This is a genomic window from Synechococcus sp. WC101 (assembly GCF_047461555.1).
Taxonomy (GTDB): Bacteria; Cyanobacteriota; Cyanobacteriia; order Thermostichales; family Thermostichaceae; genus Thermostichus.
Genome location: NZ_JANSHG010000003.1, coordinates 1 through 19,259 on the forward strand (window position 1 = coordinate 1; position 19,259 = coordinate 19,259).

At 60.6% G+C, this 19,259-nt stretch carries 19 protein-coding genes and 1 pseudogene; 7 read left to right on the forward strand and 13 right to left on the reverse strand.

Annotation, left to right across the window (positions count from 1 at the left end):
- Positions 1-194, forward strand: a pseudogene (locus NW809_RS00320) (VOC family protein); the annotation flags it as partial.
- Between the two features lie 227 nt (positions 195-421).
- Here NW809_RS00320 and NW809_RS00325 read toward each other — a convergent pair.
- The 5 genes from NW809_RS00325 to ebsA form a co-directional block, all read right to left on the reverse strand.
- Positions 422-2,500: a DNA polymerase III subunit gamma/tau gene (locus NW809_RS00325; RefSeq protein ID WP_414401299.1), complete on the reverse strand. Its 2,079-nt coding sequence runs from the start codon at positions 2,498-2,500 to the stop codon at positions 422-424.
- 88 nt (positions 2,501-2,588) lie between these two features.
- On the reverse strand, positions 2,589-3,062 hold the full coding sequence (locus tag NW809_RS00330; RefSeq protein WP_187147164.1) for a hypothetical protein: 474 nt from the start codon (positions 3,060-3,062) through the stop codon (positions 2,589-2,591).
- A gap of 91 nt (positions 3,063-3,153) precedes the next feature.
- Positions 3,154-3,846 (reverse strand): dephospho-CoA kinase, encoded by a 693-nt coding sequence (gene coaE, locus NW809_RS00335; protein ID WP_011429468.1) that lies wholly within the window; start codon positions 3,844-3,846, stop codon positions 3,154-3,156.
- Positions 3,847-3,945: 99 nt separating this feature from the next.
- Complete coding sequence (gene cimA / locus NW809_RS00340) at positions 3,946-5,613, reverse strand: citramalate synthase (RefSeq protein WP_414401300.1); 1,668 nt, start codon at positions 5,611-5,613, stop codon at positions 3,946-3,948.
- Positions 5,603-5,974 (reverse strand): type IV pilus biogenesis protein EbsA, encoded by a 372-nt coding sequence (gene ebsA, locus NW809_RS00345; protein WP_414401301.1) that lies wholly within the window; start codon positions 5,972-5,974, stop codon positions 5,603-5,605. Before ebsA ends, cimA begins: the two co-directional genes overlap by 11 nt.
- Before the next feature lie 288 nt (positions 5,975-6,262).
- On the opposite strand from ebsA, the gene larE reads away from it, so the two are divergent.
- The 3 genes from larE (at position 6,263) to NW809_RS00360 (ending at position 9,523) form a co-directional block, all read left to right on the forward strand.
- Positions 6,263-7,087: an ATP-dependent sacrificial sulfur transferase LarE gene (larE, locus tag NW809_RS00350; RefSeq protein WP_414401309.1), complete on the forward strand. Its 825-nt coding sequence runs from the start codon at positions 6,263-6,265 to the stop codon at positions 7,085-7,087.
- A 47-nt stretch (positions 7,088-7,134) separates the two neighbouring features.
- Positions 7,135-8,961: a DUF3769 domain-containing protein gene (locus NW809_RS00355; RefSeq protein ID WP_414401302.1), complete on the forward strand. Its 1,827-nt coding sequence runs from the start codon at positions 7,135-7,137 to the stop codon at positions 8,959-8,961.
- Between the two features lie 280 nt (positions 8,962-9,241).
- Positions 9,242-9,523, forward strand: a complete 282-nt coding sequence (locus NW809_RS00360; protein ID WP_011429473.1) for a DUF1830 domain-containing protein — start codon at positions 9,242-9,244, stop codon at positions 9,521-9,523.
- Between the two features lie 24 nt (positions 9,524-9,547).
- Here the strand turns inward: NW809_RS00360 and NW809_RS00365 are convergent, their stop codons facing one another.
- The 3 genes from NW809_RS00365 to NW809_RS00375 are packed head-to-tail and all read right to left on the reverse strand — an operon-like array spanning position 9,548 to position 11,263.
- A complete protein-coding gene (locus NW809_RS00365; protein ID WP_011429474.1) occupies positions 9,548-9,922 on the reverse strand; it encodes a hypothetical protein in 375 nt (124 codons plus the stop codon).
- A gap of 31 nt (positions 9,923-9,953) precedes the next feature.
- Positions 9,954-10,679, reverse strand: a complete 726-nt coding sequence (locus tag NW809_RS00370) for a hypothetical protein (RefSeq protein WP_414401303.1) — start codon at positions 10,677-10,679, stop codon at positions 9,954-9,956.
- 41 nt (positions 10,680-10,720) lie between these two features.
- Complete coding sequence (locus NW809_RS00375) at positions 10,721-11,263, reverse strand: DUF3110 domain-containing protein (protein WP_011429476.1); 543 nt, start codon at positions 11,261-11,263, stop codon at positions 10,721-10,723.
- A gap of 481 nt (positions 11,264-11,744) precedes the next feature.
- Here NW809_RS00375 and speD point away from each other — a divergent pair, with 481 nt between their 5' ends.
- The 3 genes from speD (at position 11,745) to NW809_RS00390 (ending at position 14,421) form a co-directional block, all read left to right on the forward strand.
- A complete protein-coding gene (gene speD, locus NW809_RS00380; protein WP_099812417.1) occupies positions 11,745-12,203 on the forward strand; it encodes an adenosylmethionine decarboxylase in 459 nt (152 codons plus the stop codon).
- 28 nt (positions 12,204-12,231) lie between these two features.
- Positions 12,232-13,170, forward strand: coding sequence for a polyamine aminopropyltransferase (locus tag NW809_RS00385; RefSeq protein WP_011429478.1), 939 nt, complete (start codon positions 12,232-12,234; stop codon positions 13,168-13,170).
- 99 nt (positions 13,171-13,269) lie between these two features.
- Positions 13,270-14,421 (forward strand): NAD-dependent epimerase/dehydratase family protein, encoded by a 1,152-nt coding sequence (locus NW809_RS00390; protein WP_011429479.1) that lies wholly within the window; start codon positions 13,270-13,272, stop codon positions 14,419-14,421.
- Here the strand turns inward: NW809_RS00390 and NW809_RS00395 are convergent.
- From NW809_RS00395 to lepA, 5 genes are all read right to left on the reverse strand, one after another.
- A complete protein-coding gene (locus NW809_RS00395) occupies positions 14,418-15,329 on the reverse strand; it encodes a histone deacetylase (RefSeq protein ID WP_414389675.1) in 912 nt (303 codons plus the stop codon). The two genes, NW809_RS00390 and NW809_RS00395, sit on opposite strands and share 4 nt — an antisense overlap.
- Before the next feature lie 49 nt (positions 15,330-15,378).
- Positions 15,379-15,699 carry a hypothetical protein gene (locus NW809_RS00400; protein ID WP_011429481.1) on the reverse strand — a complete coding sequence of 107 codons (321 nt, stop codon included), beginning with the start codon at positions 15,697-15,699 and terminating at the stop codon, positions 15,379-15,381.
- Positions 15,700-16,279: 580 nt separating this feature from the next.
- Entirely contained in the window at positions 16,280-16,651 is a 372-nt protein-coding gene (rsfS, locus tag NW809_RS00405; protein ID WP_041438093.1) for a ribosome silencing factor, read from the reverse strand.
- 12 nt (positions 16,652-16,663) lie between these two features.
- Positions 16,664-17,305 (reverse strand): bis(5'-nucleosyl)-tetraphosphatase (symmetrical) YqeK, encoded by a 642-nt coding sequence (yqeK, locus tag NW809_RS00410; RefSeq protein ID WP_011429484.1) that lies wholly within the window; start codon positions 17,303-17,305, stop codon positions 16,664-16,666.
- Positions 17,298-19,109 carry a translation elongation factor 4 gene (gene lepA, locus NW809_RS00415; protein WP_011429485.1) on the reverse strand — a complete coding sequence of 604 codons (1,812 nt, stop codon included), beginning with the start codon at positions 19,107-19,109 and terminating at the stop codon, positions 17,298-17,300. The genes yqeK and lepA overlap by 8 nt, the downstream gene beginning before the upstream one ends.
- Between the last annotated feature and the right edge of the window lie 150 nt (positions 19,110-19,259).

The following is a 19,259-nucleotide window of genomic DNA, read 5'->3' on the forward strand; positions in this document are numbered from 1 at the left end:
TGGAGATCGGCCCTGAATGGGGATCCCTGGCCGACTATCTACAGCATCTGGAGGCACAGGTGCCCCTTACCTTGCTGTTGCCGCCGCAGTGCCAGCAAATTGGCGGCCAAGTCTATGAGGTGGCGTTCATCGCCGATCCCGATGGCCTGCCGATCGAACTCATCCGCCCCCAGGGATGCCCAGGATCAGAATAAGGTTTGCCCCGACGCAGGGATCCAGGAGATATCTCCTCAATTGACGGAACGGGTGGAGGCGGTCGCTCTCTCTAGCTGGGCTGGCCCTTAAGGATCCCAGCGCTAGAGGCGTTCCTTGATGGGCCAGCCAAAGTGGCAGGGGCAGAACCAGCGCCCAGTCCGGCGCCTGCGCCGAGAAGCGGATCAGATCATGGGGCCCAAGGGTCAAGACAATCCCAAAGTAACGCCTAGAAAGGTAGCTCCTCCTCTGCGGGGGCTAGGGGGGACTGGGTTGCCGGCGGGCCGTAGGCTTCACCCAGATCCGGGGATCCCTCTGCTTCCAGGCTCTCGAGAGCGGACAGTTCTGCCGTCGCCTCCTCGGGCGAGGCCAGGATCCCTTGCAAATCTATCAGGCTGCCGTTGAAATGGTCGGCAAAGCGGCGGGCCACCTCCGCCAGCTCGTGGGCAAGGTGGTAGGAGGGAGGCTTTGCCGCTTGCGCTGGCGGGATGGAGTTCTCGCCAGGGGTCTCTGGCTCAGCAGGAGGAGGTTGCCCGACTCTACCGTAGCTTTGGGATCCCGCCTTGGGAGATGGCGATAAGTCTTTGGGGAGGTTGTCGCCCCTGGGGGTTCGGCTCTGCAACTTTGCAGGGGCGAGGGGTGGAGCCTTTTCGCGACCTGAGGTTTCGCCAGCACTCCCCTCACGATGGCGGGACGAAGGTCCCTGCTGCACCACCAAATTTAGCCGCACCGGGCGCTGCAGCAGGTTGTGGAGCGCAGAGCAGAGCTCGGCTTCTTTGCTGCGCACCTTGTCCACTAAGCCCTTATTGGGAAAAGCAAGGGTAATCTCTAAGGTCTCCGTCCCGTCAGAGCCAACGAGAGACTCCTGCTGCAAATAGCCGGATGCCAATAGGCCTCTGGTGATGGGGCGAAGGTTTTCAAGAAACTCCTCCCACCGGGGCCGCAGCAGCTTGAGGGGATGCGGATCTTTCGCTTTTTCCGGGCTGGCCGGCTTCTCCCGACTTGGCTTTGCCGTTTGCGACGGCGGGAGGGATCCCCCTGTTGCAGCAGGGGAAGGGGCTGGGGTCTCTGGAAGGGTTGTCGTAGGAGCTGTCAGCTCCTCGCTGGCTGGGACGGTGGGGCTAGGGGTCTTTCCGACCGTTGGCGGGCCGACGGCTGGGAGCGGCTCTCCGCCTTTGGCCTCTATTGACGGCAGCGGGACGGTACTCTGGCGAAGCTGGCCCAGCAGATCCAGCAGGGCGATCTCCAACCAAAGCTGGGGTTGCCCGCTCTGGCGAATTTGCGGCTCGCACTGGCGCAGGTGGCTCTGGGCCGCCAGCAGCATCTCCACCGAGTAGCGAGGAGCCCGCTGCTGCAGAGCTGCCCAGGTGGGATCCGTTACGGCCGCCAACTGCCGCTGTTGGGGGGCCGTCTTGGCCAGCAGCAGATCCCGGTAAAAAACCACCAGGCTCTGCAGCACCACCAGGGGCTCTCTGCCCCGCTCCAGCAATTGTCGCGTCTGGGCCAGCACCGCCTGCACATCCTGAGCCAGCAACGCATCGGTCAAATCCAAAAGCTGCCGCTCCGGGATCCCGCCCACCAAGTCCCATACGGCTTCTGGGGTGATGGATCCCTCCAGCAAGCTGAGCTGATCCAACAGGCGCTCGGCGTCCCGCAGCCCGCCCTGGGCCAGTTGGGCCACCAGGTGCAAGGCTTCTGGTGCAATGGGGATCCCTTCCTGGGCGGCGATCTGGCCCAGGTGGGCCACCATGTCGTCGAGGGGGATGCGGCGGAAGTCAAACCGCTGACAGCGGGAAACGATGGTGGGCAGAACTCGCTGTGGGTCGGTGGTGGCCAGCACAAACACCACGCGAGGAGGCGGCTCTTCCAGCGTCTTCAGCAACGCGTTGAAGGCGGCATTGCTGAGCATGTGGCACTCGTCGATGACATAGACCTTGTAGCGGCTATTTACCGGCGCAAATTGGGCCCGCTCGATCAGCTCGCGGATGTTGTCCACGCCGGTGTTGCTGGCCGCGTCGATCTCAATCACGTCCAAAGAAGAGCCGGCGGTGATGGCGCGGCACTGGCTGCATACCTGACAGGGATCCGGCGTTGGCCCCTGCTCGCAATTTAAAGACTTGGCCAAGATGCGGGCGCTGGAGGTTTTTCCGGTGCCCCGCGGCCCACAGAACAAGTAGGCCGGCGCCACCCGCCCCAGCCGGATGGCATTGGCCAAAGTCTGCACGACTGCCCCTTGGCCCACCACCTCGGCAAAGCGCTGCGGGCGGTATTTCAAATGAAGGGGTTCGTACTTGCCAGCAACGGCCATTTTTTCGAGCTCTCCAGTCGCCTTGCAAGCGCGCCCCCGCCGAAACCGCTCTTGCTGGGCAATGCTGAGGCATCCCAGGGGGGCTCCCCTATTCTGGCTTCTCCCTTTGTCCCTCAAGAGCGATACTGGGCCTGGGAGGAGATGTCGCTCCCTGGGCGGGCAGAGCTTTGGGATCCCGGCGGCGCAGCGGAGGGATCTGCGGCAATTGCACCTTCCAGCCGGGGGCATCCAGTTGATCCACGTGCTGCAGCCGGTAGCTGAGCTGGTACAGTTCCCTCTTGAGCCGGCGATTTTCTGCCTGCATGGCGGCGATGCGCTCGCGGATGGGCTGCAGGCGGGCCTGAAGTTTGCGCCGGTAGAGCTCCGGCAGCTCCTGGAGCATCTGCTCCAACACCTGCTTTTCTTGGTAGAGCTGCTCGATCTCGGCCTCGTAGCTGCGAATTTGCCGCTGTTGCTTTTCTTGGCGCAGCTCCAACAGGTCGATCTGGCTCTGCAGCAGGCGGTTGCGCTCCCGCAAAAGCTGGATCTCCCGCTCCCGCGCCGCCAGCGCTGAGGTCCACAAAGACTCTCTCCCGCTGCCACAAAGTGCTTCCTGCATCGCCTCTTTCTCGATCCATCCAGACATAGCTGCAAAGAAAGGGATCCCTCCCCCGTCACTCTATCCGGCTCGGCGGGGTGGGGCAAATGGCCCCTCCTTCTCTGGGGTGAGCCCCCAGGGCTTGCCTAACCTGGGCTTCCAGCTGCGCCAGGGATCCGGAATTGTCCAGCACTACATGGGCGCGACGGGCCTTTTCTTCTAGGGGCCACTGGCTGGCCAGGCGCGCCTCGATTTCTGCCGCCGTCAGCAGATCCCGCTGCGCCAGCCGCTGCCGCTGCTGCTCCGGGGTACAGGTCACCACCCAGATCTCGCTGGCCCAGTTTTCCATGTGGGCCTCAAACAGGAGCGGGATCATCAGGCAAACGGTGGGATGGCCTTCCCCGTGAGGACATTGGCAACTGGGTCGAGCCTCAGTCGCTTCCTCAGGCGGCGCAGATGCCCCGTGGGCCTCGAGAAACTCCCGCAGCCGCGCTTTGACAAAAGGATGGATCTGGGCTTCCAGCCAGGCCCGCTCGGCGGCATCGGCAAAGACAATCCGCCCCAACTGGCGGCGATCCAGCGCTCCAGAGGGATCCTGGATGGCCCGGCCGTAGCGCTGCAGCACCCGCTCGCGGATGGGGGATCCCACCGCTAGGGCTTGCCGCGCCATCTGATCTGCATCGGCCACCGGGATCCCGTGCCGTTCCAAGATGCGGGCCACCGTGGATTTGCCTGTGGCTATGCCGCCCGTCAGGCCGATGATTCTCATGGGAGCTGGGTGATTTCAAATGAGTTGGAGACAGGCCCAAGCGCTCCGCGCCGGCCCTCACCCCCAGCCCCTCTCCCAGAGGGAGAGGGGAGATCCCCTTCAAGGCGAGGCCCTTTGGGCAGAGGGTGGGGAAAGGCAAGGTTCTGTTAAGAGACTATACTCAAAGCCTTCCACCAAGGCCCGGCAGGAGGCTTCGATGATGTTGGTGGAAACTCCCACCGTGGTCCAACGGCGGTGGCCGTCGCTAAACTCCACCAACACCCGCGTCTTGGCCGAGGTGCCGGCCCGCCCGTCCAAGATGCGCACCTTGTAGTCGGCCAGGTGAATGGCCTCCAGTTGCGGGTAAAACTCCAGCAAGGCTTTGCGCAGCGCCCCATCCAAAGCCGCCACCGGCCCATTGCCTTCCGCTGCCGTCACCCGCGTCTGCCCCCGCACCGCAATCTTCACCGCCGCCAAGGACTGCACCTCCGTTGCCTCGCCGCTGGGATCCCAGTCTTTGCTGCTCCAGTCGGAGCGGGTGGTGGCGCTGACATGGAAGCTGAGCACCTCAAACGGATGCGAGCGCTGCCCCAACAGCTCCCGCACCAAGAGCTCAAAGCTGGCCTCAGCGGCCTCAAACTGGTAGCCCTGCAGCTCCAAGGTCTTCAGCCGCTCTAGGATCAAGCGGGCCTGGGGATCCGACTTGTCCAGCCGGATCCCGAACTCGGCCACCTTGCTGAGGATATTGCTCAGCCCCGCCTGTTCCGAGACGACGATGCGCCGGCAGTTGCCCACCTGCTCCGGGGCGATGTGCTCGTAGGTGAGGGGGTTTTTTTGGACGGCGCTGACGTGGATCCCGCCCTTGTGGGCAAAGGCCGACCGGCCCACAAACGGCGCGTGGTCATCTGGGGCCAGGTTGACCACCTCGCTGATGGCGCGGGAGATCTCTGTCAGGTGTTGCAGCTTCCCCTCCGGCAGACAGCGGTAGCCCAGCTTCAGTTGCAAGTTGGGGATAACGCTGCACAGGTCGGCATTGCCACAGCGCTCCCCGTAGCCGTTGATGGTGCCCTGCACCATGCGCGCCCCCGACTGTACTGCCGCCAGGGCATTGGCCACAGCAGTGCCAGAGTCGTTGTGGGTGTGGATCCCCAAGGGCAAATGCCCCAGGTGATGGGATTCGGCCAAGACGGCTGCCGTGATGGCGGCGATCTCGTGGGGCAGGGATCCGCCGTTGGTATCGCAGAGAACCAGCCACTCCGCCCCTGCCTCGGCAGCCGCCACGAGGGTTTGCAGGGCGTAGTCGGGGTTGTGGCGGTAGGCGTCGAACCAGTGCTCGGCATCGTAGATCACCCGCCGCCCTTGGGAGCGCAGGTAGGTGATGGTGTCGCGGATCATGGCCAGGTTTTCCTGCAGCGTGGTGCCCAGCCCCTCCGTAACATGCAGATCCCAAGACTTGCCAAAAACCGTCACGTAGCGGGTTCCCGCCGCCAAGATGGCCTGCAGCAGGGGGTCATCGGCTGCCCGCCGCCCCGGCTTGCGGGTGGAGCAAAAGGCCACCAGCTCCGCCTGCTCCAGCGGCTCTTCCCGCAGTTGCCAGAAAAATTGTCCATCTTTGGGATTGGCCCCCGGCCAGCCCCCCTCAATAAAGGGGATCCCCAGCCGATCCAGCAGCTTGGCAATCTGCACCTTATCTGGCACCGACAGCGACAGCCCCTCCCGCTGCGCCCCATCCCGCAGCGTGGTGTCGTAGAGGGTGATGGCGACCGGAGAATCTGCTTCAGTCTTCATACCGCATCAACTTTTTGTAAAAGGCGGTGGTGAAATCCGGCGGCTGCCCCCGCTGCACCAGCGCTACCACGTCGATGAGGTAGTCCACAAACTCGTAGTTGGCGATGGAGAGCTGGTAAGTGAGCTCGGCATCCTGATCGAAGACCACCTGCACCACGGTCAGATCTGCGGGCAACAGCGACGTGTGCCAACTGGCCAGGAAACGCACGGGCTTGTCTCCCTCGATGGCCCTCTGTCCTTCCAGGCTGCCTTTTTTGTAAAGGCCCACGGCCAGGGGCAGGTACTGCCGGCGGGCAACCGCGTAATAGGGCTGATAGACGGACACTTCCGACGGGCCGGCGGGTTCGAGCTGCAGAGCCATGGCGTGTCAAGGGAAGAAAACGGTTAAGGACGGCAACAACCCCAACTGCAATCCAGCCTACCGCCTCGACGACTTGCTGGTCTAAGGGTTAGGGGCTCTAGGAGGGATCCGGCACCTTCTTTGGGAGAAAAGCGTTGGAAAGTCGAGAAGCTCTGCGGAAGAATAGGAGAAGTAAAGAGGGGATCCCCCCAAGCGACTCCCTCTTCGGCATGTCCTGGACCCATGGACACCAACCAAGACAGGAACATCCCTTCCCCCGCCCCAGCTCTGGCGACGGAGTGGGATCCCGTGCTGCAGCAAAAGTTTGAGCAGCTTGCCCAGATCTTGGCCAAGATGGGGCGGGTCTTGGTGGCCTACTCAGGCGGGGTGGATAGCAGCCTGGTGGCCAAGCTGGCCTGGGATCAGTTGGGGGAGGGGGCCCTGGCCGTCACTGCCGCCTCCCCTGCCCTTTTGCCCGAAGATCTGGAGGAGGCCATCTGGCAAGCCCAATCCATGGGCATCCGCCACCAGATCGTCGAGACCCAGGAGCTGCAGGATCCCCGCTACGCCGCCAACCCCGCTAACCGCTGCTACTTCTGCAAAAGCCACTTGCATGACCTGCTGTGCCGGCTGGCGCAAGCCCAAGGATACGACTACGTGGTGGATGGCCTCAACGCCGACGATCTGGCCGACTACCGGCCGGGAGTGCAGGCAGCTCGAGAGCGGGGCGTGCGTTCCCCCCTGGCGGAGGTGGGGATGAGCAAGCTGGAGGTGCGGCAACTGTCTCGCCATCTGGGCCTGCCCTGGTGGGATAAGCCGGCTCAGCCCTGCCTCAGCTCCCGCTTTCCCTATGGCGAGGCCATCACTGCCGAGAAGCTGCGCCGAGTGGGGGCGGCAGAGCGCTATTTGCGCAGCTTGGGCTGGCACCAGGTGCGGGTGCGCTCCGAGAAAGATACTGCTCGCATCGAACTGCCCCCTCACCAGATCCGAGAGTTTGTGCAAAAAACCGATCTGGAAGCGCTGGTCAGGGCTCTGCAATCCTTCGGCTACCTCTACGTCAGTCTCGATTTGGAGGGCTACCGCAGCGGCAAGCTCAACCGCGCCCTCAACCCGCCCCCGCCGACAACGGGCTGAGCCAGCCCGGGGGCTTGGGCTGAAGTTTTGCGCAGGTTTGGGGGAGTATGAAAGGGTTTTGGTGGCTCTGGCTTTGCTTGGGGGTGTTTGGCCTGGCAACGGCTGCTCCTGCCTCAGCCCAGAAAGACCAGGTGGCAGCCGCTCAGCCTGGGGATACGAGTGCCCCCGATACCCTTGCGGATCGCACGTTACGGCTGCGCTCCGACCGCCAAACCTTCGACCAACGGGCGCAGGTTTTCCAGGCGGAAGGAAATGTGGAGATGCGGCTGGGCCGCTCTGTGCTGCGGGCAGACCGCCTGCGCATCGAGCTGCAACAGCGGCGAGCCGTGGCCGAGGGCAATGTCTCGGTGGAGCTGCATCGGCAGCGCATCCAGGGATCCCGCCTGGAATACGACTTTGAGCGGGAGCAGGGAGTTTTGGAAGAGGCCTTCGGGCAGGTGGATATCGGCCAGTTGCAGGCCGCCGGATCCCCGGCAGCGGCCCTCTCGCCGCAGCGGCTGGTGCGCTTTCGCGCCGTTCGCATCCGCTTCGCTGCCAACAACTGGGAAGGAGAGCAAGTGCAGTTGACCAACGACCCGCTAGATCCGCCAGAGCTGGAGATCCGCAGCCCGCGAGTGACCTCCGCCCTGCAGCCGGATGGTTCCAGCCTGCTGATGGCCGAGGCGGGGCAACTGGTTTTCGACCAGGTCTTTTTTTTGCCCCTGCCCATTCGGCTGCGTCTTGACTCCTTCAACCGTCAGCCTCCGGTCAGCCTTTTTTACGATGACTTCGACCGGGAAGAACTGCGGCGCGGCCTGATCCTGCAAGCCAACATCGAGCTGCTGCAGGATCCCAACCTCAGCTTGGTGCTCTCCCCCCAACTGTATCCGCAGCGCCTCTGGGGGAGCCTCCAAGGGATCCGCGATGGGGTTGGGCTGCGGACGGATTTTCGTTGGCGGCAACCGGAAGCCAATGCCCAAACCTCGCTGTTTGCCGAGCTGCGCGGGATCGTCTTCGAGGAATTTGCTCGGCGCTTGCGGGCGCAGGTCGAACACCGCGTTACCACCGGCGACGGCGGCCAAGTCACCTACACCTATGCCTATCGGGAGCGTTTTTTCAGCGGGCGCCTGGGTTTCCAGATTGTGGAGAATCGCTTTGGCGCCAGCTACAGCTCGCCCACCCTTCGCCTTGGCAACACCGGCTTGGATTTCAGCTACCGCATAGCCGCCGACTACCTCGACGCCCTGGGACAACTTGGCAATATCGACACCGATCCCGATCTAGCCCTGGCCAAGACCACCGACCGCATCCAGCTCACCCGACTGCAACTGGGGGCAACCGTGAGCCGCTCCTTTCCCATTTGGCGGCCCCCCAAGACGGCAGCAGATCCCCCACCCCGCTTTTCCGCTTTGCCCATCGAACAGGGAATCTGGCTCAACACCGGCCTCAGCAGCAGCCAGTCGTTCTACTCCAATGGCCGTGCCCAAAGCTATACTGCCGGCAGCATTGGCCTCGACGCGGTAATCGGGGCTTTCGTGGCCGATACCTTCGACTACACCAACCTGAGGGTGACCTACTCCAATGGCTTTTTGGCGGGGGCCTCGCCGTTTTTGTTCGACCGCATCACCACGCGGGAGCAGCTTGTTCTGGGCTTTTTACAGCAACTGTACGGCCCGCTGCGGGTGGGGGCCGAAACCACACTGGATCTCCAATCCGGCCAGCAGGTGGATACCACCTATCGCCTGGGTTACGACCGCCGCACCTATGGATTTAGCTTGCAATACAATCCGGTGCGTCAGTCGGGGGCGCTGGAGCTGCGGGTGGAGGGCCTGAACTGGGATCCCCGCCAGTCCTCGCCGAAGCCGACGACCGGAGCGAGCCTCCACGAGCCGTGATCCCCAAACTCCCAAGGGGACTCAAAATGTAATCTTAACTACTGCTCTGCGGAGATTCTCTGTGAGAAATTGCCTCGCCGCAGGGAGAAATTTCAATCCAAATCCCTCCTGATTTGAAGGGCCATTCTGAAAAATCAAAACGGTAAGATAAAATACAGAAATTACTTTTCCAGGATTCATTTTTGCTGGTTGGGATCGCCGTATCAAAGGCTACTGCAGCGATCCCCAGGCGGTGTTAGGGTAGATAATAGGCTGAGCAGAGTGGGCTGGTGATCTAATTATGCAAACACTTGATGCGATCCCCGACAAAAAACGAGTAGAGCGAATAACCTGTAGCTACATCAACGCGACCAGCTCCGTTCAGGTGGTTCGCATCACAAATATCGAGAACTGGTACTTTGAGCGGGTGGTCTTCCCAGGGCAACGGCTGCTGTTTGAGGCAGTGCTGGGAGCCAAACTGGAGATCCACACGGGCATGATGGCCAGCTCCATCCTGACGGATATCATCCCTTGCGAAAAGCTGCGCGTGCGAGAGACGGAGCCGGTGACGGTGGGCGCCTAGATGCCCCGAGGCCAGCGGTGTGGACTAGGTCTCGCGACCTTGCTCCTTTCTCTCCTCTCTTTCCGGGCTAGGGGAAGGTTGGGGTGAGGGGCGAGGCTTGGGCGGCAGTGGGATCTCAAGGAAACGGGCGCTCAACCGCACCGGGCTGATCTCGCGCCGTTGCGGCGGCCACGGGATCCCCAGCCAACGGGCCGTGAGCTCCAGCAGGCTGGGGGGCGGTGTGGGAGTAGGGGTGGGCGTTGGTGGTGGGGTGGGGTACAGATCCAAGCGCGGCGGACGGGGGGTGCTGACCCGAAAAGCATCGGGGGGAGGTTGGGTCAGCGGCACATTGGGATCCCCGCACCCCAGCAGGCCCAGCCCCAGCAGGATGTACAGCGTTGCGGTGCCTCTGCTTCTCATGAACAAGCTGCCGAGCATCGACACCAGACTATCACCGGGATCCTAGGGCTCTGAGCTGGGTTTGCAGATCTGCTTCCAGGGCAGATAGCTCGCGAGCTATGGCTGCGTAGCGGTTGGCAGTCAAGTTTTTGGCGATAAATTGCTCCAGCAGTTGCTGATCCCGGGCAACCATCTGGTTAAAGTACTGCTCTACGGGAACCCGTGGGTCTTCGATCAAGGCTCTGCACATCTGCAAAGCCGTGATCAACTGGGCCCGCACCTGCAAAAAGAGCGACTGGATATACCGCTGCTCGGCCTCGCTCAGTTGGCGAAAATCTCGCCAATACTGGCCCCCCTCCAGCGATTGTTGGAGCTCTTGCACCCAGCGGTTGTACTCTTTTACCTTGCGGGCGAGATCGCTGGCAAACTCCATGATCTTGGGAGGGCTATTTAGGAGGTGGGCCTCCTGCCAGCGCTGGCGAATGCGGCGCAGGCTCTGCTGCAGCTCCAAGCTGGCCCAGAGGAGCCCCAGCAAAACCACCGCCAGCAACACGACGGCCACTGTATACAGTAGCCAATAGCCGGGATCCCGCATCCCCAAAAAGATCACCAGGGCAACCACCAACAGGCAGAGGGCCAGCATAACCCAGAAGCGCAGTTGTTGTTGTTGCAGACGCAGGTACCCTTCCCTCAGGCCAAATGCTTCACAGCAAGCCTCCAGATCCGCATTCATGATCTGGCGAAACTCCTCTAGAGAGATTGGTTCGGCAGTGATCATCGAAGACCCTCGCAACGCAATCTGGGTTGAAGTCCAGGCCGTTAGGATTTGCCCTGCCAATTCCGCGCGGCTTCCGTACTCTCCTCCAGCGGCTCCAGCACCTCGCTGGCTGGAACCACCATCAACCCATAGCCCCCTTCGCGACAAAAATCGACGATCTCCTGAGTATCAAAGCGCTCGGCCAGCGGCTTGGGCAGCCCCTGCTGGGCCAGCCTTTGGGCATATTTTTTCGCCCCAAAGGCGCTCTCAAACGCAATGACAATGTCCTGCCCCCCGATCTGGCGTGTGCAGATCCCCTCTTGGCCATTGGCTTGGTAAAGCAGCACGATGACCTGGGAAGGCAAGTCTTCCGGGCTAGCCCAAGCCAACTCCTTCTCAGCCTGGGATCCGCCGCCGAGCAACACATCCCGCGCCTCGTTGAGCCGTGCCAGTTGCGCCTCCAGCAAGGGCCTTTGCCGTTCGTCCTCCAGCTCCAAGAGGGCGGCACTGAGGGTTTGATATTCTCGAAACCACTTCCTCCGGATCTCCCGTTCGCTGGCATCCGGCGGCAGGTTGAGAACTTGGAGGGCCTCGGCGGTGTCCATCGACAGCCTCTGCTCGGATTGAGAGGAACGTCACTGTCCACAGTCTAGACTAACCGCTCTGGGAGCTTTGAGAGGGGGACTCTTCCAGGGATCCCCGCTCCTTGGCGCTGTCAGCCGGTCGTTGGGTAGGAAGCCGAACTGCTGAGCAATTCCCCTTGCACCACGTTCGAGATGCCGCCAGCGGGGTGGGCAGATATCGGGCTTGGCCAACTGGATAGGCAAATCGGGCAGAGCAGCAAAGGATGGTGTGGCACAGCAAGTGGGGGTTGCCTGCCAGCAGCTACTGCAAGTTGTGAAAGAATCGCCGCTCTCCCCCTGCGTGGGAGCAAGCCGGCAGGGCTGCGGACAACGTCAAGGTTAATTCTCAGTTAAGAAAAAAGCCGTTGCGGGGTGTAATCCCGCTGCATCTATGAGAAGATGGTAAAGCTGTGCTTTTTGTTCGCACGGCTTCGGTAGTCTATCTGGCCAATTAGGGGATAGTATGCTGCACACACTATCTGGCCAATTAGGGGATAGGTCTCTGGCTCTGATCGGGATCCACTGCATCCTAGAGCTTTACGACTGCCCGGCCAAACTTCTGGATGATGTTTCCCTGGTGCAACAGGCCTTGCGGGAGGCAGCAAGACGCTCCAACTCCACCCTCTTGGGCGAGCTTTGCCATCCGTTTGAGCCACAGGGGATCACGGCTCTGGCCCTTTTGGGAGAATCCCATATCTCCATTCACACTTGGCCCGAAGCGGGCTATGCAGCGGTGGATGTGTTCACCTGTGGTCGCCACACGCGGCCCGAAGCAGCCTGTGAATACTTGATCCAGGTGTTTCAAGCGCGGCGGTATTCGCTGCGCAAGCTACCTCGCCGAACCACGGATGCGGCACCCATTGAAGAGATGGCGGATTTTCCCGAAGCGCTAAGCTGTGAAACGGCCGGACGAAGGCGCTGAGATCCCGCCACTTTTTGTCAGGTGTCCTATGAACACCCCAAAGAGCTTCTTCTGGGCGCAGGAGTACTTCACCCCCTGGGACTACACTGCCCGTGCCATCACGCGCATTCTGGCCTACCGAAAAACCCGTTTTCAGGAGATGCTGATCGCCGAGACGGGAGCCTATGGCAAGGGCCTGATGCTGGATGGCCACTGGCAGTCCACCACGGCGGACGAATTCCTGTACCACGAGGCTCTGGTTCATCCGGCCCTGGTGCAGGTCGTCCAGGCGGGTGGGATCCCGCGGCGAGTGTTGATATTGGGTGGTGCGGAAGGGGCGACGCTGCGGGAGGTGCTGCGCTGGCGCTCGGTGGAGCAAGTGGTGATGGTGGATATCGACGGGGAGGTGGTGGAAGCCTGTCGAGAGCATCTGCCGGAAATGCACCAAGGATCCTTTGCGGATCCGCGGGCAGAGGTGGTGATCGCCGACGCCTTGGACTTTCTTGGCCAGACGGAGCCGATCTGGGACGCGATCCTTTCCGATCTGTCGGATCCCGTTGAGGCCGGCCCGGCCTACCGCCTCTTTACCCAGGAGTTTTTCCGCCAGGTTCGCTCCAAGTTGCAGACCGCTGGGGCTTTTGTCATCCAAGCTGGGCCGACGGGTCCAGTGGAGTTGTGGCAGCACACTCGCATCGTTCACACCTTGAAAACGGTGTTTGCTGCTGTGCAGCCCTACGCTATCTACGCCCCCACCTACGGCGGGCCGCTGGGGTTTGCCCTGGCAGCCCAGGATCCCATCTCTTCCAGGCCGGAGCCCGAACAGGTCGACCAGATCCTGGCCCAACACCTGGATCCCGACCGCGGAGCGCTGCGCTTCATCGATGGCATCACCCTCCTGGGACTCTACCAGGTTCCCGCCCACCTGCGCCGTGCCATTGCTGCTGAGACCACCGTCTACACCCTGGCCAACCCTCCTCAGGTCGAGTAATCTGGCGGCCCAATCCGCGATTAAAAGTGGGATCCCAGGGTATTTGTCTTCGGTGCCATAACTTGGTAGATTCGTGAGCAGCCGAATTTTGCTTCCCCGATGAAAGTCCTGGTTATTGGTGGTGACGGATACTGCGGCTGGGCAACGGCCCTACACCTGTCCAACAGGGGCTATGAGGTGGCCATTCTCGATTCCTACGTGCGCCGCCTCTGGGATCTGCAACTAGGGGTTTCTACCCTGACGCCCATTGCCCAGCTCGAGCAGCGGGTGGATCGCTGGAAGGGGCTGACCGGCAAGGATATTCCCATTTTCGTTTGCGACGTCACCAACTACGAGGCCCTCATTTCTTGCATGCGTCGCTTTGAGCCGGAGGCCATCGTCCACTTTGGCGAGCAGCGCTCTGCTCCCTACTCGATGATTAGCCGCGAACATGCGGTGATGACCCAGGTCAACAACGTGGTGGGCACCCTGAACATCCTCTACGCCATCAAGGAGGAGTTTCCCGACTGCCACCTGGTGAAGCTGGGCACCATGGGCGAGTATGGCACCCCCAACATCGACATCGAGGAGGGGTACATCACCATCGAGCACAACGGCCGCAAGGATACCCTGCCCTATCCCAAACAGCCGGGTTCCATGTATCACCTCTCCAAGGTGCACGACAGCCACAACATCCACTTCGCCTGCCGCGTCTGGGGCCTGCGGGCTACCGACCTCAATCAAGGGGTGGTGTACGGCGTGTTAACAGAAGAAACCGGCATGGATGAGGTGCTGATCAACCGCCTCGACTACGATGGCGTGTTCGGCACGGCCCTGAACCGCTTTTGCGTTCAAGCCGCAGTGGGCCACCCCCTGACGGTGTACGGCAAGGGGGGCCAAACCCGTGGCTTCCTGGATATCCGCGATACGGTGCGCTGTGTGGAGCTGGCCATCGCCAATCCTCCTGAGCCAGGTCAGTTCCGGGTGATGAACCAGTTCACCGAGCAATTTAGCGTGGAGCAACTGGCGCTGATGGTGCAAAAGGCCGGAGCCGCCATGGGCCTGAAGGTGGAAATCAACTACTTGGAAAACCCCCGTGTCGAGCTGGAGGAGCACTACTACAACGCCAAAAATACCAAGCTCCTAGACCTGGGCCTACAACCCCACTACCTATCTGACTCGCTTTTGGACTCGCTGCTCAACTTCGCCCTCAAGTACAAAGACCGCGTGGATGTGCGGCAGATCCTGCCCAAGGTGAAGTGGAAGGGCTAGCTCTCCAGGCAAGCTTGGGCCAGGCTCAGCCAGCCGCGGGCCAGATTCTCCAGGTCATAGCCCCCTTCTAACCCGAAGACGGTCTTGCGGGTCACCTCCTCCAGGCAGAGGTGGGCCATGCGGCCAAAGTCTTCCGGCTCCAGCAGCATACTGGCCAAGGGATCCCCTTTGGCACAGTCAAAGCCGGCGCTCACCAGCAGCAAATCCGGTTGGAAGGCCCGCAAAAACGGCAAGACCTTCTCATCGAGAGCTTTTTTGTAGACCGACCAGTCTGACCTGGCAGGCAGAGGCACGTTGCAGAGGTTGCCGTGGATCCCGGTTTCCTCGGCCAAGCCCGTGCCAGGGTAGAGGGGAAACTGATGGATAGAGGCATAGGCCAGTTGGGGGTGACGCTCCACCACCGCCTGCGTGCCGTTGCCGTGGTGCACATCCCAATCGAAAATGGCTACCCGCCTCACCCCCGGCTGATCCAGGGCCCAGAGGGCGGCAATGGCGGCGTTACTGAAGAGACAAAACCCCATTGCCCGTTCCGGCTCCGCGTGATGCCCCGGCGGGCGACACAGCACCAAAGCAGGCTGAGCCGCGGCCAAAGCCGAGGCCGAAGCAGCAATCCAGGCTCCAACTGCCTGCCGCGCCGCCTCAAAGCTCGCTGGGGAAACGGCGGTATCGGCATCGAGGCGACCCCCTCCTGCCGCAGCCAACTCGGCCACCCGTTGAATGTGCCAGCGCGGGTGTACCCGCTCCAGTTGTGCAAGATCGGCCAAGGGGGGATCCCGCCATTCCAGATGCTCGGCGAAAGAGGCACCGCGCAGCGCCTTGACAATGGCCTGCAGGCGAGCCGGACGCTCGGGGTGAAACGGCCCGGCGTCGTGGCGGAGAAAAGTCTCAGAATAGTAAACGGGCAACATACCAGGGCAAGGTAGCGTTCTTGCAGTCTAGCCTAAGCCCATCTTCCCTCTACCCGTAGAAGGCTTCCGACATGGATCCCGCATAGGGATCAACGCCAAAAGAAGCTTGTTGCAGCTTTTGATTGACCACCTCCCGCACTACCGAGCGGAGCAATTCCAGCTCAGAAGGGTTGAGCTGATCGCGGCTGGGACACTCATCGGCAGCCAGCCACATATAAACAGCAGGAACCCGGTTTAAGATCTGCTGCATCAGCGCTTCCCGCTCCCTGGCATCGTGGAAAACCTGCTGATGGGGGTGCTCAGTACAGAGGACATTTTCCAGTTCTCCCAAAGCCAGGTACTCAACGATATTAACCAACATCTTTTCCATTTGTCTCTCCTAAAAATCCCCGTCGCTCTTAAAACAGGCATTAAACAAAAAGTGCAACTTTCTCCTTTCCTCCTTCGCCGCTCTTTGCCTCGGACTCTTGCCTACAGGCCGGATAGCTGAGCCGGCGGCAGATCCAGTCCACCAGCGGGAAGAGGTTGTGGATTTGTCTGCTAAGATCTCCCCTGCGGCCAATCCTTAGCCCCCTCTATTTGCCCCGTTTGCCCTCCCCTCTGCCGCTGAAAGCAGCCAACAATCAGCAGCCGGAAAATCTCTTCGCTGGTATCCGGTACCAACGAAAAATTATCGGCTTTTTGAGAAGGACAGGGTAGGCCATTTAACAAAGACTATAGAAACTCAACCGCAAGAGGGAAGAAGATCTTACCCAGCTACTCCTCCTCCAATACGCTAACACGTAACTATGTAGGAAGTTATGGGACTATTAAGAAGTTTACACATTTCTTGACGATCGGCTAACACTTTCGTTTGGCAAAGACACCCACTTGAAGAGCTAAGCGGAGCAACTCTTCGCCTGGCTACAAGCTCTGAAAAGCTGCCAAGATCTAAGGATCTAAAACTATGTCTAGCCTGCTATTGGCAAATCGACTCGCTGAGCCTGGATCCAGAAAGATTCCAGGTCGTAATAGTCTCTTTCCTCCTGCATGAACACATGGACGATGAGATCGGCATAGTCAATCAGTATCCAAGAGCCTGACTCTTGACCTTCGATGCGGCGCGGACTCTGTTGCCACTCCTCCCAAACCTTTTCCTCGATTGCTCGGGCAATGGCCCGTACTTGCGTAAGCGAGTAGCCACTGATCAAAAGGAAGTAATCCGCCAACGTGGAAATTTGGGATACATCCAGCAGGACAATGTCGCCGCCTTTTTTTTCTTCTGCTGCGCGAGCTGCGCTCAACGCCATGCGATAGATGGGATCCCTGGCACGGACAGGCATGGACTGTAGCAACTAAAACCCTCCTGAAACGACTGAATTGACTGGAGACACAATCTCCTCCGAACCTTTTTTACCCAAAGGATGCAGCAGAAAATGATTCCGAGTCATGAGTGTGCGTGGATGGATCACCTGATACCGGTTTAGCAGAAATCTCAGGCTGAGATCGCAAACCCCCACCACAGCTTTAGATAAATCTACAAAAGCTAGTCGTCGCAGATGTTCTAGCTCCGGACTGTTGCCGCGGTTGGGTTCCAGAGCATCGGCTACAAAAACCACACAACTGAGCGGATCCATGCCGGGCCGTCCCAGGGTGTGGTTGGCGATGGCTGCCAAGATCTCCGCATCCTGCACCTGAAATCGCTCCCGTGCCAGCAGGGATCCCACCTCGGCATGGAGAAGGTGGGGCTCGGCCCGCTCGATCTCGTCCAACTCCCGCTCCTGAGCGACGCTCTGCAGCAGTTGCTCCGGGGGGAAGGACTTGGCCAAGTCGTGCATCAGCCCTGCCCAAGCAGCTTTTTGCTCATCCAGCCCATAGTGAGCTGCCAGTTGCCGGGCCATCGCCTCTACCCCCAAGATGTGGCGAAGGCGAGGGGGGGGCACCTGCTCCTGGAGCCAGGCCAACACCTCTTCCCGCCGTAAGACCGGGCTAGTCATTTTGCAACTTCAGCACCGCCATAAACGCCTCTTGGGGCACCTCGACGGTTCCCACCGCCTTCATGCGCTTTTTCCCCTCCTTTTGTTTTTCCAACAGCTTGCGCTTGCGGGTCACATCCCCCCCATAGCACTTGGCCAGGACATTTTTGCGCAGGGCAGGAATAGTTTCGCGGGCTATCACCCGAGAGCCAATTGCTGCTTGAATGGGCACCTCAAACTGGTGGCGTGGGATCAGCTCGCGCAGCTTGGCTACCAAAGACCGGCCCACATAAAAGGCTTTGTCCCGATGCACAATGGTGGACAGAGAATCCACCACGTCGCCGTTGATGAGGATGTCCAAGCGCACCAGGTCGTCGGCGCGGTAACCCACCATTTGGTAATCCATACTGGCGTAGCCGCGGGTGCGAGATTTCAGTTGATCGAAAAAGTCGGTGACCACTTCTGCCAGCGGTAGCTCATACACGAGCGTAGTTCGACCCTGCGCCAGGTATTTCATGTCCTTAAAGGTGCCGCGTTTGGTCTCGCACAGCTCCATCACGGTACCGACAAATTCCTCAGGAAGAATCACCTCTACCCTCACAATCGGCTCCTCAATGCTGGTGCGCTCGTTGGGGGGAGGCAGCTTGCTGGGATTGTCTACCCGAATCACAGAGCCATCGTTGAGGGTAACCTGATACACCACCGTCGGAGCGGTGATCACCAAATCCAGGTTGTATTCCCGCTCCAGGCGTTCCTGCACCACCTCCATGTGCAGCAGGCCCAAGAAACCACAGCGGAAGCCAAAGCCCATCGCAGGGGAAACTTCCGGCTCAAAGTAGAGGGCGGCATCGTTGAGCTTCAGTTTTTCCAGAGCTTCTTTGAGTTCGGCGTATTGATCGGAGTTGCTGGGGAAGAGGCCGCAGAAGACCATCGGCTTGGCTTCTTTGTAGCCGGGCAGAGGCTCAGAGGCCTTGCGATGGACAAGTGTGATGGTATCCCCGACACGGGCGTGCTCGACACTTTTAATGGCGGCGGCAATGTAGCCCACTTCCCCAGCATGGAGAGACGCAACGGACTCTTGATGAGGGCGCATCACCCCCAGCTCGGTAATTTCGTATTCCCGACCGGAGGCCATGAAGCAGATCTTATCTCCCGTCTTCACCTCCCCATCCATGATGCGCACATAGACAATCACGCCGCGGTAGGAGTCGTAGTAGCTATCGAAAATTAGGGCCCGCAAGGGATCCGCCACTGTATCCCGCGGCGGGGGCACCCGCTGCACAATGGCCTCTAGGATCTCTGGGATGCCGATGCCCATTTTGGCAGAGGCCAAGATCGCTCCGCTGCAATCGAGGCCGATGACCTGCTCGATCTCGGCGATCACCCGCTCCGGCTCCGCCCCCGGCAGGTCGATTTTGTTAATGACCGGGATGATCTCCAGGTTGTTCTCCAGGGCCAGATAGACGTTGGCCAGGGTCTGCGCCTCCACACCTTGAGAGGCATCCACCACCAGCAGCGCCCCTTCGCAGGCGGCCAGGGAGCGGGAGACTTCGTAGGTAAAGTCCACATGCCCCGGCGTATCGATGAGGTTGAGGACATAGTCTTGGCCGTCTTGGGCGCGGTAGTTCATGCGGGCCGCCTGCAGCTTGATGGTGATGCCCCGCTCCCGTTCCAGTTCCATGTTGTCCAACAGTTGCGGCTTCATCTCGCGGGCTGAAACGGTGCCGGTCGCCTCCAGCAGCCGGTCGGCCAGGGTGGATTTACCGTGGTCGATGTGGGCGATGATGGAAAAGTTGCGAATGCGGGAGACGGGAACGTCGGTCATAAAAACCTGGTTGGGGCAAAGATTTTTTACAATGCTAGCCTCTTTGGCCCTCTGCCTGGGCCAAGGTTGCCCAGAAGTTAAAGTGGCTGGGACAGCTTTTCCCGGCAACGCCGACGATGGCCGGTGTAACAGATGGGTCGCTTGCGTGGC